This window comes from [Clostridium] celerecrescens 18A (assembly GCF_002797975.1).
GTDB classification, from domain to species: domain Bacteria; phylum Bacillota; class Clostridia; order Lachnospirales; family Lachnospiraceae; genus Lacrimispora; species Lacrimispora celerecrescens.
Genome location: NZ_PGET01000001.1, coordinates 1,048,538 through 1,062,490, shown reverse-complemented (window position 1 = coordinate 1,062,490; position 13,953 = coordinate 1,048,538). Strand labels below are relative to the sequence as shown.

Genomic DNA, 13,953 nt, shown 5'->3' with positions numbered 1-13,953 from the left:
TGATTATTTTTTATCATCGGAAATAGCGATTTCATGACGCCTGATACGGTCATGGGAATCTTTTTTGCTGACAGACAAAAACAGATACAATATTTCAATCACTGTCGTAGCCGACACTCTGGAAAAACAGAATTCTCCTAGAAGAAGCTTTTCTCTGGTGGCTGTCGTAATGTGATAATCACAGGCATGTCCAAGAGGGGAGGACGAATTATTCGTAATGGCAATGGTTGGCGTATGGTTTTCCTTTGCAACTGCTACCAGAGTCATTAAGCGCTTGGAAAAGCCAGAATTGGATATGATGATGATCGCATCCTCTTCCTTAAGATTGCAGGTATAAGCCATCTGTGTCTCCCAAATGGTACCGGATACGGCCGGAATTCCCAGTTGATTGAATTTAAAGGAGCCATCAAGAGCAACCGGTATGGTATTTCCCACGGCAACCAGCTGCACGGTTCTGGCATGTTCTATCACAGACAAAATCCGTTCTAACTCTTCCGGATCCATCATGGATATGGTCTGGGTCAGTTCCGCTACCTTATTGGCCAATATATTCTGAAGGGACTGAGCAATGCTGTCCCGGCTGATGTCATTAGAAACTTCAATGGAATTTCCTCTTTCCTCTGCCACCTCTTTTGCCAGATTGATCTTTAAGTGATGAAAACCGTTAAATCCGCACCTTCTGCAGAATCTGGATACAGTGGCATCGCTTGTTCCGCTTGCCAGAGCCAGTTCCGCTACTGTCAAATCGATTATTTCACTTTTATGTGCCAGAATATAATCCGCAATCTTTTTTTCCGCTTCAAAAAACGAATCATAGGATGAGCAGAGAACACCGGATACGCTAATATTTTCCTGCATAAACAATCCACCTCAAACTTTGTGCAATATTTTGTGTAATATTATTTCATAATTATATCACGATATGAAATTAATTGTAAAGAGGCGTCCTCTGCTTTACCCTTCTGTTTCACTCCTTTTTCTGAAGATCATACTCCCAGGTATTGTGATCGTTACCTGTATCCTTAAGAATCATGCCGATTTCAGCAAACATCCTGCTGTCAGGCAGATTCCTCTGCCATAGACGGAAGGCTTCCTCTGACCGTATCTCCTTTGCATTAACAGGAATCCCTTCACAGTAGGCTTTATTAATATCCCCATATAATCCTGCCATCTTTTCCACCTGCTCCTCCGGCAGGTTTTTGATTTTGCCGGAAACCTGGCTGCTGATTACATCAATAAGAAATTTCGTACCGTATTCCTTAAATTTTAAAAGGTTTTCATCGGAGATCCCCGCTCCTTTTGCCCAGCGTTCCACATCCGTTTCCCTGGTGGTATAAACCAGCCTTCCATCCTCCGTCCATTTAAGAATGCCGTATCTGCAGGGAGAGATAGCGAAGGAGTCCGCCACCACCTCACTGATGTGGTATGCATCTTCACTTTCCCCCGGTTCCGGCTTATGCTTCTTTGTCCTTTGTAAGTGCAGATGACCGCTTATGTAAAGAGGAATCCGGTAAGATTCCAATAGCTCTATCACATTCTGGCTGTTTTCCAGGGTGCAGTCGGTTGGATATAGTATACTTTCCTTTAACAGGTTATGATGAGCCACCGGTATCACGGTTATCCCCAGATCCTTTGCCTCTTCAAGCTGTTCCTTCATCCACTTAAGGGTTTCTTCTTTGATTCTTCCCCCAACCTTGTTAAGGGGTTCATATTGGGCGGAGTCAAGCATTAAAAGCCAGTTTTTTTCATCCAGCTCATAAACATAGCTTAAGGAATCCTCATCCCGGCTCCTTGCCTGGTCATATCCAAAGCGGCGGTAAATGTTATAAAATCCTTCAGGATCCACGATTTCCGCCACCTCTTTCTCCTTGCCGAAATAGGAGGCTGAAAAATAATTGTTGATATCATGGTTTCCAGGTATGACAAGCACCTTTACGCCCTTTTCTTCCAGTATCTCAAGTTTCTGAGCCAGCGCCTCATGGCCTGCCTTTTCCCCATTAAGAGTAAGATCTCCGCTTAAAATCACAGCAGATGGCTTTAGTTCCTCCATTTCAGCCGTAAATGCGTCCATGAGCTGAGGAATATAATGGACCAGCTTTCCATCGTCACCTTTTTCCATCTCCTCAAATGCTTCCCCATAATCTGTCAGATCCGGAGAATAATAATGGACATCAGAGGCGACTACGATTACAGGAGGTTTATATTCCTCCGGCTCTTCCTCTTCTTCTATCACAGGCGGCTTAGCCGACTGCTTTTTCCTGATCTCTTTGCTGGTTTCCGGCATCGTCATATCACCACTTATCTCTGGATCAGGATTTATATGGTCTTTTATTTCTGTACTTTCCTCCTGTCCTGATTTATCTGAGCTTTCCTCATAAGGACTTCCGGACGTTTCCCTCCTGTTACTGTCAGAGGTATCCAGATGATCCACAACCATGACAATGCCAAAGCAAAGAAGAATCATGATTGAATAAATCAGGACCAGGAGCCAGTTCTTTTTTCTTTTGTTCATGTGGTTACACAAAGATCCCTTTCCACTTCCTGTCAATTTTATCCTATGGAATCATATCATGCTTTCACAAATACGGCAACTGTTTCTCCTCAGCAGAAAGCAGGATAGGTAAGGCTTTTCTATGCTATTCGTACCACCTTGTCATAGGCAGATGATTGTTTATCCCTTTGGATACAAGTATCTGGTGGAGATCAATGACCCCATTATTGAAGGTGGCGGCACAGGAGCTTAAATATAAGTTCCACATTCTGGCAAACTCTGTACCCATTTTCTCCTCGATTTCAGGACGGTGGTTATTAAAATTCTGTCCCCATAAAAGCAATGTCTTACAATAATGACGGCGAAGGCTTTCCACGTCCAGGGTATAAAACCGGTGTTCACTTAGAATATTGATCATTTCCCGGAGGCTTGGTATGGTGCCTCCCGGGAAAATATATTTTTTCATCCATGGATCACCGGGATATTCCTTCAGAGCACTGATGTAGTGAAGAAGGAGTAATCCTCCGGGATTTAGCACCGCCTCCGCATTTTTTACAAACAGCTCGTAATTATCCCTTCCCACGTGTTCCAACATGCCAACGCTGACTACCCGGTCAAAGGTTCTGCCCCAGCTTTTTAGATCCCGGTAATCCATTAATTCCACAGACACCCTGCCCGTCAGGCCTTCCTCTTCTATCCGTTCTTCAAATTTCTTTTTCTGCTCTTTGCTTAACGTGATCCCAACTCCCTGCACCCCGTATTCCTTGGCAGCCTTAATCAGTAAAAATCCCCAGCCGCAGCCGATATCCAAAAGGGTCATATCTTTTTTTAAGTAAAGCTTCTTTAATATCCTCTCTACCTTATTGCACTGGGCATCGTGTAAGGTATCATTTTCTGTCTTAAAATATCCACAGGAATAGCTTAAGGTGTCGTCAAGCCAAAGGCGGTAGAAATCATTGCCGATATCGTAATGGGAAGTGACTTCTTTCTCCTGATTCTTTTTAGACTGGGACGAAAAAATCAGCTTCCTAAGCTTTCCCTGATCCATTGAAAATTTCCCCATCTGGCCCAGGAAATGATTCAAAGCGTGATACAGATCCCCTTCCACATCCAGGGTTCCTTTCATATAGGCCTCTCCCAGTGCCAGTGAAGTGCTGGTCAGCAAATCCCTGCCCTCAATATCCTCTTTTAAGTTCACAATAAACGCCGGATTCCCTTCCCCGATATGATAAGTCTCTCCGCGGAGCTTTACATCAAAAGGATGCTCGTCAAATCTCTGAAGAAAGGAAATTAAAAAGTTGTCTGTCATGGTTTTCATGGCTTTTCCTCCAATCTGCTCTTTATTCCTAATGAGATTTTTGCCCGTTTTTTATGATTTCATAAGCCTTGTTTTCAGCAAAGTTCCATTTTTTCAATATCAGAGGCATTCTGCAAGACATTTTTAATGATCTGTGTTAGAATCTAATAAAATTACTTACAGGAGAAGACAATCATGAATAAGCAGAACAATTTATACGGACACCTGGCCGCCGGATTCTCCATTTTCGTATGGGGAACCACTTTTATCTCAACCAAAGTTCTTCTTGGGGCTTTTACTCCTCTCGAAATTTTGTTTTTCCGCTTTCTTATCGGCTATGCTGCCTTATGGCTGGCTTGTCCCCGCCTTTTGCGGACAAAAAGCAAAAAACAGGAATGCCTTTTCGCAGCCGCCGGAATATGCGGTGTTACCTTATATTTTCTTATGGAAAACTTTGCGCTTACCATAACCCTTGCTGCTAACGTCAGCGTGATCATTGCCGTAGCTCCATTTTTTACTGCTCTGTTTGACTGGCTGTTCTTAAAAGGGGAAAAACCAGGCCCCCAGTTTCTGGCCGGATTTCTAATTGCTATCATTGGAATCAGCCTGATCAGCTTTCAGAAGTCAGCCGGCATGAGGATAAACCCCAAGGGCGATTTTCTTGCGCTTGCTGCCGCTGTTACCTGGGCCGCTTATTCCGTCATCACAAAAAAAATAGGAGAATACGGCCATGGGACCGTTGAAACAACAAGGCGCATTTTCTTCTACGGCCTTCTGTTCATGGTTCCTGCACTGGCAATTCTCCCTTTCCGTCTAGGCTTTTACCGCCTTGCTGACACAAAGAATTTATTAAATATTCTGTTTTTGGGCCTGGGTGCTTCCGCCCTATGCTTTGCTACCTGGAATTTTGCGGTTAAGGAGCTGGGCTCTGTAAAGACCAGCGTCTACATCTATGCTGTCCCGGTAATTACCGTGATCTCATCCATGCTCCTGCTGGATGAACGTATCAGTTTCCAGTCTGTCTGCGGAATCGTGATGACCCTGGCCGGTCTGATGGTTTCTGAAAGCAAAGCCCGGTCAAAAGGCCTTCGGCTCTGGCAGAAAAAACAAGGTTCTGTCCAAAATTAATTTCTTCATCTCCCAGAGTGCATATGGAAAGTACATAGCCCCCCTTCAGCATGGTCTGATGGAATGATGCACCTGGGGCAGAGCATGCAAAAGAAGCCTCCTCCTCCCATTCAAAAGAAATGGAAGTCAGGGGGACAGTTATACCTAAGCCTGCCGCTTTTAAGTAGCTTTCCTTTAATGTCCATATGCGAAAGAAATACTGGGAACGCTCTGTCTCCGGTATTTCCTCCATGCGGTGTCTTTCGGCATCAGAAAAAACCTTTTTAAGGATATTTTGCCGGAAGGGCCGTATCCGCTCCACATCAATTCCCACCTGCCGGTCTCCTATTGCGCAGGCCACCAGGCCATCTGTGTGGCTGATGTTATAGTGGATGTGAGGAAAGTCCTTTAAATATGGTTTGCCATGCTCTTCTGTCAAAATGGCCGGCTGGTCATTTAACTCAGAATCAATACCATATAAATCCTTAAGTCCCATTCGAAGAAGCTCTTTTCCAAGCCCGTGCTCCTGCTCCCTCTTTTCCTTTCTTGGGGTCGCTTCATACGTTTCCAAATAAATCCGTACCATACCGTCTTAAACCTTTGTCTAAATCCCCGCCCTGTTCCATGCCCGGTTTTCCACCGGACTTCCATGACCGAAATATACCTTTCTTGCGCCGAGAGCGCTAATCTTATCCGCGCTTTTTAACATCTTCGCCCTGTCCCAATACACCAGGGACAGCCCGGGATAGAACATATTCATCAGTGCATCACCTACTATGACAGCCTTTTCATCAAGATCAATTCCTATGGACCCTCTGGTATGCCCCGGCAGCCCCATGATCCTGGCATTGATTCCATAATCCTTCAGCCAGTCACCTTCATCGATAAAGATTTCCGGTTTAAACTCCGGTATCCGGTCCGTTTCAGAGCTTTTCGCTGTAACCTCTGCAACTGCCATTCCCAGCATCCCCCGAAAACGGAGAGGTTCCATAAAATTGTCCTTTATAAGGTTTAAATCTTCTTTATGAAGGGCCACCGGTACTCCCAGTTCCTTCCTAAGGTAGGCTGTATTCTGTACATGATCCACATGACCATGGGTGAGCACAATCAGTTCAACCTTCGTTTTCCGGCACTGGGCCAGTACTTTTTCTTCAAATCCGTTCCTTCCTGTATCCACAAGAACGGCTCTACCATGTTCCTCAATCAGATAGCTGTTCACACTTCCGCATCTGATCCGTTTTACTTCTGCCAACTTTTTCATCTCACTTTCAAATACATTATTTCTCTGCCGGAAAATGCCTTTGGCACCATTACGCTATTGTTCATTGTATTGAAAGAAAGCCTTGTATATTCCCGATTTTTCCTCTATCTTTTTCTGTAAATACAATCAATTACTCCGTTTACCGTCTTCGCGGATACCTGCTTTAAATGCACCTGTTTTCCCGCTTTTTTCAAAGAGGCGTTGACTTCTTATGGCTTATAGCATATCATCCTTTGTCCCTTTCATCAATTCTTTTTCCAATTCGGAACAAAGAGTCTGCCAAACAAAATCCCGTGTTTAAGTATCGCTGTTTCGGATGCACAAAAGGCCCGGCAGGTCTAAAATGCCAGACCTGCCGGGCCTTTCCCCATTCTTTATGACCGCCGGATATGGAATGCATCCATTCCCGGATAAACCGCACTTTCTCCCAGTTCTTCTTCAATCCGAAGCAGCTGGTTATATTTTGCCACACGTTCGCTTCTGCTGGGCGCTCCTGTCTTGATCTGACACGTATTAAGAGCAACCGCCAGATCTGCAATGGTGGTATCCTCCGTTTCACCGGAACGGTGGGAAGCAATGGCCGTATAACCTGCACTGTGGGCCATCTTAATCGCCTCAAGAGTTTCCGATACGGAACCTATCTGGTTCAGCTTAATAAGAATGGAATTACCGCATCCGTTTAAGATTCCTCTCTTTAAACGCTCTGTATTCGTTACAAACAGGTCGTCTCCAACCAGCTGGATCTTGCTGCCCAGTTCTTTCGTAAGCTGCTCCCAGCCTTCCCAGTCTTCTTCATCAAGGGCATCCTCAATGGAGTAAATGGGATATTTTTCACATAGCTTTTTCCAGTGTTCGATGAGTTCTTCAGAGGTAAAATGCTTGCCGCACTTAGGAAGGATATACTCTCCCTTATTTGCACCCTTCCACTCACTGGAAGCCGCATCCATAGCCAGAACAAAATCACGCCCTGGTTCATAGCCAGCTTTTCTGATAGCCTCAAGGATCAGTTCAATAGCAGCCTCGTCACTATCCACATCCGGAGCAAAACCGCCTTCATCTCCCACTGCAGTAGCCAGGCCCTTTGCCTTTAATATGGACGCCAGACAATGGAATACTTCTGTACACCATCTAAGACCTTCTTTAAAACTGGATGCTCCTGCCGGCATGATCATAAATTCCTGTACATCTACGGTATTAGCAGCATGTGCTCCGCCGTTTAAAATATTCATCATAGGAACCGGGAGACGATTACCGGTTATTCCGCCTAAGAACCGGTAAAGGGGAATTCCCATGCTCATAGCCGCCGCCCTGGCACAGGCAATGGATACTGCTAATATGGCGTTGGCTCCCAGTCTGGACTTATCCTGAGTTCCATCTGCGGTAATCATTGCCTGGTCAATGGCATAAATGTCGGAAGCATCCATTCCCGTAATCGCGTAATGGATCACTGTGTTAATATTATGAACCGCATTTAAGACACCTTTTCCGCCATAACGGGCCTTGTCCCCATCCCGAAGCTCCAGAGCCTCAAATTCACCGGTAGAGGCACCGCTTGGCGCCGCTCCTCTGGCCATAGTCCCGTCTGCAAGATGTACTTCAGCCTCTACGGTAGGATTTCCTCTGGAATCAATAATTTCTCTTCCTATTACTTTTTCAATCTCCAGATAATTCATGGTTTATCTCCTTTTCTTTTAAATGGTTTCCACTATGGAAAAGTTCCATTACGGAAATTCTTTTCAATTTACGTTATCATCTTTCATCATTATACAGGTAACACTTCTGATGCCGTTCTCTTAGCTGCTGGCTTAATCAAAATTTTGAACCGCCTTGGCAGCCATACTTCATTAATATGGCTTATTTCCATTATTATTATGAGTTAGTTTGTCCTAATTCACAGAATGATCATATCACATTTTACCATAAATTTCAACACTGACATTGATAATTATTACTGATTTTTCCTTTATTGAGAAAAAAAGCTTCTGCTCCTGTGTGGTACAGGAACAAAAGCTTAAAATTTTACAGGACGAACCAATGAATATTCTAAAATCTGAAATTACAGAAACGCCTGTAATATGAAGTTTACAATAAACAGAATGGTTGCTATTACAATTATAGGATTTAACTCATTAGCTTTCTTTTTACAGATTTTTACGATGCAGTAGAAAATAAATGCTGTTGCAATACCGTAGGAAATGCTATAGCAAAGTGCCATAAACACGCCTGCAAAGAAGGCGGGAATTGATTCTTCCAACTGACTCCAATCAATCTCCTTGAATGAAGAAATCATCATACAGCCAACAATAACAAGAGCCGGTGCCGTTGCCACGGATGGAATTGCGCTGATAAAAGAGGCTAAGAATGCACTTACGGCAAAACAAATAGCTACAACTACGGAAGTAAGTCCGGTACGTCCGCCAGCTCCGATACCTGCCGCACTTTCCACATAAGTGGTTGTGTTTGAGGTACCAAAAATGGCTCCAATGGAAGTCGCTGTAGCATCAGCAAATAACGCTTTATCCATCTTAGATGAGAACCCTTTGCCTGACTCTAAGGAAGCCTCATCTTCCGCACTAAAGATTCCGCTTCTGCGGCCTGTTCCAATAAAAGTTCCGATGGTATCAAAGGTATCGGATAAACTGAATGAGAAAATCGTAATTAACACCAGAGGGAGCTTCGCCACATCGCCAAATAAAGCAGGAAGTCCTTCTGCCGTAAAAATCACTCCGAACGTCGTTGGAAGCACTGATAAAGCTTCTGAAAAATTCACGGTATCTCCTGTCTTTGTAATGCCTAATGGAATGCCGATCAAAGTTGTTAAAATTATACCAATTAATATTCCGCCTTTTACATCCATAACAGTTAATATAACAATCAATACAAGACCAATAATAAATAAAATAAGAGCTTTTGTTGAGATCACGGACATTGCGGGAACGCCAGCTGCAAAATTGATGGCACCTGCATTCAGAAGACCTATGTAAGCAATAAAGATACCAATGCCTCCGCCGATGGCATTCTGGAGACTTACAGGAATGGCTTTGATGATATACTTACGTATCCTGGTTACTGTGATGAAAATGTTAAGGAGTCCGCAGACGAAAACCATTGACAAAGCCTGCTGCCATGTAAATTTCAGTCCAAAACAAACCGTGTAAACAAAAAAAGCATTCAAACCCATACCTGGTGCCTGAGCATAGGGTACATTGGCAACAAGCCCCATAACTAATGTCCCTATAATCGCAGAAATAATGGTTGCTAAAAATACTGCTCCCCATTCCATGCCTGCCTGGCTTAAAGTATTCGGATTCACGATAATTATGTACGCCATGGCAAAAAATGTGGTGATTCCAGCAATAATCTCAGTAGTAACATTCGTTCCATTTTCCTTGAGTTTAAAAAACTGCTCCATGGTAAAACTCCTTTTCATTTTATTTTGAGAGATTCTCGTTATTAAGTTACCACACTATTATAACTGTTATTTCTTATTTCTTCAAGAAATTTTAATAAAATTTTAATACTTTATTTATTATTAATTTTAATTTGTTTCATTAGTATATTTAATAATAAATAAGCAAATAATTAATTCTACTTATTTAATATGGATTGTTGACGCGCATTTTTGCAGTTTGACTGTTGTTTCAGCGGTAGCCTGAATGTATGAGGGAATAGGTAGGTGTCAGTATGTGAAAAGCTCTTGTTTTGGTCTTGTTTTTGGTATAGAAAAAAGCCGGGGAGGTACAAAGAATAAGCTTCGATTGTACCTTCCCGGCTTTCCTGTCTCAGATATCACAACAGCCAGAAATCTGTTTTATTTTCTCCATATTCCAGCTTAAAACGGAGCCTGCCAAAAAACTCCTCCAGAGCCTCATATAGCTCCTCCCATTGTCCGCTGGTGGTTGTTTCCTGGATTGTTTCGATCCAGCAGGACTGTTTCCCGCAGGCGTCCCTTAAGTGGATCTTAAATTCCAGGCCTTTGTTTTTAATAAATTCATTGCATTGTAAGATCTCGGTGATGGAAACAATTTTCATATACGCCTCTATTCCTGGCCCTTATACTTCCTTGCCTGCTCCTCAATGTACTCCAGATCATCAAAATAATTGATCTTCATGGCTTCTTTCACGCCCTTTAAGGTCCTGGCTGCCATTGCCTCTGCCTTATCGCTTCCTTCTTTTAAGATCTGGTATACGTAAGGGATATTGGCCTCGTATTCTTTTCTTCTTCTGCGGATAGGCTCTAACTCTGCCTGAAGGATGCTGTTTAAGAACCGCTTCACTTTCACATCACCTAAACCGCCCCGCCTGTAGTGGTCTTTTAGCTCGTCAAGATTTTTATAATCCGGCAGATATTTTTCAAAATCTTCATCTTTGCAGAATGCATCAAGGTACGTGAATACTGTGTTTCCTTCCACTTCTCCAGGGTCGGAAACCTGGATGTGATTCGGGTCTGTATACATGCTCATGACCTTTTTCTTTACTTCATCTTCCGGATCGGATAAATAAATGCAGTTTCCAAGGGACTTGCTCATCTTGGCTTTTCCGTCGGTTCCTGGAAGACGTAAGCAGGCCTTATTATTCGGAAGCAGGATCTCTGGCTCCACAAGGGCTTCGCCGTAGACGGAATTGAACTTCCGTACAATTTCCCTGGTCTGCTCGATCATGGGCTCCTGGTCCTCTCCTACGGGCACTGTGGTGGCCTGGAATGCTGTAATGTCAGCTGCCTGGCTGATCGGATAGGTGAAGAAGCCTACTGGGATGCTGGTTTCAAAGTTTCTCATGGCAATCTCGGATTTTACCGTAGGATTCCGCTGCAGCCTGGATACGGTTACCAGATTCATATAGTAAAAGGACAGTTCCGTAAGCTCCGGGATCTGGGACTGGATGAAAAGGGTGCATTTCTTCGGATCCAGACCGCAGGAAAGGTAATCCAGCGCAACCTCTATGATATTTTGACGAACTTTTTCCGGATTATCGGCATTGTCCGTAAGTGCCTGTGCATCCGCTATCATGATAAAAATCTCGTCAAATTCACCGGAATTCTGCAGCTCCACCCTGCGTTTTAATGAACCTACATAGTGGCCGATATGGAGCTTACCGGTGGGCCGGTCCCCTGTTAAAATAATCTTTCCCATTTTTACCTCCAGATGTTTTGTATCGTAAATCCGTAGTGCAGGGACCGAATCCGGAGGATTCGATCCCTCACGGGCATTCGCCCTATGAAACAGGGCATAAAAGGATTTTCTTATGTGCGAGCACAACAAAAATCCTTTTATGCCCTGTTTCGCACTACTCATTGCTTTCGTGGATATTATACCATTCATTCAATATTTGTCAATCGAACGGCTTATTTTGCCTGAAATATTCCCTCTGCATAGTTTACGGAAGCCATAGCATCCCGGCAGTATTGATCCGCACCAATGGTTTTTGCATATCCTTCCGTAAGTACCGCACCTCCTACCATTACCTTGGCGGAAGGAGCAGCTTCCCTAAGCTGCCTGATGGTCTCTTCCATACTTGGAACGGTGGTGGTCATGAGGGCGCTTAAGCCTACCAGCTTTACTTCGTCCTTTACTGCGGTATCCACGATCCTTTCCGGAGGAACGTCTTTTCCCAGGTCAATGACATCATAGCCGTAGTTTTCCAGGAGGACCTTAACTATATTCTTTCCTATATCGTGAATATCACCCTTGACCGTAGCCAGGATGATCCTTCCCTTTTTCTCCTGTGCCATGCCGCCTTCCGCCATCTTTTCTTTTATGACTTCAAATGCCGCCTTGGCTGCTTCTGCACTCATCAGGAGCTGCGGCAGGAATACTGTTCCATTTTCAAAGCCTTTTCCCACCCGGTCCAGCGCTGGGATCATCTCTCCATTTATAATGGTCAAAGGCTCCTGCTCTCTTAAAAGCTCTTTCACTGCCGCATATGCGCGGTCCTTAAGGCCTTTTGCAATGCTTTCTGACAGAGACATCTCCCCTCCGGAAACGCCTCCTGGCAAAGAAGAGGTTCCCTGCCTCACTGTCTCACCGAGAGTAGCCACCTGGCCGCTGTAAACCGAGATGTAGCCGCTGCACTGAGGATCCAGATCCGCAAGAGTCCGAAAGCTGTAATAGGAACGCATCATGGCTTCTGAATTGGGGTTTATGATAGCGGCACTTAAGCCGTTTTGAAGGGCCATTGTGAAAAAGGCGGCATTGATGATTTCTCTCTGCGGGAGTCCAAAGGAAATGTTGGAAACGCCCAGTATGGTCCTGCCTCCCAGTTCATCACGGACCCTTCTTAAAGTTTCAAGGGTCGTCAGCGCGCCACTGCTGTCAGAGCTTACAGTCATGCAGAGAGCGTCTATAATAATGTCCTTCTTCTCAATTCCATATTCTGCGGCCTTATCGTAGATTTTCTTTGCAACAGCGATCCTGCCTTCAGCTGTTTCAGGAATGCCGTCTTCATCAAGGGCAAGGGCGACCACAACGCCTCCATATTGTTTCACCAGAGGAAAAATAGCCTCCATCACCTCTTTCTTCCCATTTACGGAATTAATAAGAGGCTTTCCATTATAAACTCTCATTGCCCGTGCCATTGCTTCTATATTGGAGGTATCAATCTGTAGAGGCAGGTCGATGATGCTCTGAAGCTCCCCTATCACTTCCACCATCATGGAAGGCTCATCAATTTCAGGAAGTCCCACATTCACATCCAGGACGTGTGCTCCATTGTCCTGCTGAGCTACTCCCTCACGGAGAATGTATTCCAGGTTATGATCCCGTAGGGCCTGCTTAAATTTTGATTTTCCTGTTGGATTGATTCTTTCTCCGATGATGATCGGATCCTTGTCAATCACAACCGCCTGTGCGTAGGAAGAGATCACGGTACGTTTTTTCTTATCCGGCAGCTTTACAGGAAAGTCTTTGCAGAGAGCCACAGTTTTCTCAATATGTTCCGGTGTGGTTCCGCAGCAGCCTCCGATCACACAGGCTCCTTCCTCTGCAATCTCCTTCATGGCAGCCGCAAACTCATCTGCATCGATATCATATACCGTTTTTCCGCCTTCGCTTCTTGGAAGACCTGCATTGGGATTTACGATGACCGGTATGGAAACTACCTTCATGATATCCCTTAGTATGCCCTTCATCTGTATCGGACCCAGGCCGCAGTTGATTCCCAGGGCGTCAACCCCCAGGCCTTCTAAAAGGGCAACGGTAGATTCAACATTTCCTCCGGTTAATAGCTTTCCTTTATCATCAAAAATAGTGGTAACAAATACGGGAAGACTGCAGTTTTCCTTTGCAGCAAGTACAGCTGCCTTGGCCTCGTAGCTGTCGCTCATGGTCTCTATAAGCACCAGATCCGCTCCCTCCCGCTCTCCGATTTTAACTACCTGGGAAAACATTTTGTAGGCATCCTCAAAGTCCAGATCTCCTAAAGGCTTTAAAAGCTTTCCCGTAGGGCCTAAATCAAGGGCAATATACCCCTTTTTCTTTCCGGCCGGATATGAAGCTGTCTCCACCGCATTCCTGGCATTTTTTAAGGCTGCAGTCACTACCTCTTCCAGATCGAATTCCGCACCTTTATAAAATTTCAGCCCATTGGCTCCAAAGGTATTTGTTTTTATGATGTCTGCACCTGCCTCCAGATAATCACGGTGAAGTTTCGTTATGATATCCGGATGCTTTACATTCCATGTTTCCGGCAGTTCTCCCGGTTCCAGGCCATTTGCCTGCAAAAGGCTTCCTGTTCCGCCGTCAAAAAATACCATCCTCTTCTTTATCTCTTCTAAAATCGCTGCCATACATTCCTCCATCT

10 protein-coding genes and 1 pseudogene are annotated in these 13,953 nt (G+C 44.5%); 1 reads left to right on the top strand and 10 read right to left on the bottom strand.

The genetic code is table 11. The annotated features are described in order from the left end of the window. Positions 1–3 precede the first annotated feature (3 nt). The 3 genes from H171_RS04965 to H171_RS04955 form a co-directional block, all read right to left on the bottom strand. Complete coding sequence (locus tag H171_RS04965; protein WP_100304158.1) at positions 4–858, bottom strand: MurR/RpiR family transcriptional regulator; 855 nt, start codon at positions 856–858, stop codon at positions 4–6. A gap of 109 nt (positions 859–967) precedes the next feature. Continuing rightward, positions 968–2,512 carry a metallophosphoesterase gene (locus tag H171_RS04960; protein WP_100304157.1) on the bottom strand — a complete coding sequence of 515 codons (1,545 nt, stop codon included), beginning with the start codon at positions 2,510–2,512 and terminating at the stop codon, positions 968–970. 124 nt (positions 2,513–2,636) lie between these two features. Next, complete coding sequence (locus H171_RS04955) at positions 2,637–3,809, bottom strand: SAM-dependent methyltransferase (protein WP_100304156.1); 1,173 nt, start codon at positions 3,807–3,809, stop codon at positions 2,637–2,639. Positions 3,810–3,983: 174 nt separating this feature from the next. Here H171_RS04955 and H171_RS04950 point away from each other — a divergent pair, with 174 nt between their 5' ends. After that, the gene (locus tag H171_RS04950) at positions 3,984–4,916 is read left to right on the top strand and encodes a DMT family transporter (protein WP_100304155.1); all 933 of its coding nucleotides are present in this window, start codon (positions 3,984–3,986) and stop codon (positions 4,914–4,916) included. Between the two features lie 31 nt (positions 4,917–4,947). Here H171_RS04950 and H171_RS24870 read toward each other — a convergent pair. From H171_RS24870 to H171_RS04915, 7 genes and pseudogenes are all read right to left on the bottom strand, one after another. Next, a pseudogene (locus H171_RS24870) lies at positions 4,948–5,391 on the bottom strand (4'-phosphopantetheinyl transferase family protein); the annotation flags it as partial. A 108-nt stretch (positions 5,392–5,499) separates the two neighbouring features. Further along, positions 5,500–6,156 carry an MBL fold metallo-hydrolase gene (locus tag H171_RS04940; protein ID WP_242976860.1) on the bottom strand — a complete coding sequence of 219 codons (657 nt, stop codon included), beginning with the start codon at positions 6,154–6,156 and terminating at the stop codon, positions 5,500–5,502. A gap of 374 nt (positions 6,157–6,530) precedes the next feature. Further along, the gene (gene eno / locus H171_RS04935) at positions 6,531–7,829 is read right to left on the bottom strand and encodes a phosphopyruvate hydratase (protein WP_100304154.1); all 1,299 of its coding nucleotides are present in this window, start codon (positions 7,827–7,829) and stop codon (positions 6,531–6,533) included. Between the two features lie 383 nt (positions 7,830–8,212). Next, positions 8,213–9,568, bottom strand: coding sequence for an NCS2 family permease (locus tag H171_RS04930; RefSeq protein ID WP_100304153.1), 1,356 nt, complete (start codon positions 9,566–9,568; stop codon positions 8,213–8,215). Positions 9,569–9,945: 377 nt separating this feature from the next. After that, positions 9,946–10,188, bottom strand: coding sequence for an RDAC family protein (locus tag H171_RS04925; RefSeq protein ID WP_100304152.1), 243 nt, complete (start codon positions 10,186–10,188; stop codon positions 9,946–9,948). Positions 10,189–10,196: 8 nt separating this feature from the next. After that, a complete protein-coding gene (gene trpS / locus H171_RS04920; RefSeq protein ID WP_100304151.1) occupies positions 10,197–11,288 on the bottom strand; it encodes a tryptophan--tRNA ligase in 1,092 nt (363 codons plus the stop codon). A gap of 212 nt (positions 11,289–11,500) precedes the next feature. Then, positions 11,501–13,939, bottom strand: coding sequence for a homocysteine S-methyltransferase family protein (locus H171_RS04915; protein WP_100304150.1), 2,439 nt, complete (start codon positions 13,937–13,939; stop codon positions 11,501–11,503). Between the last annotated feature and the right edge of the window lie 14 nt (positions 13,940–13,953).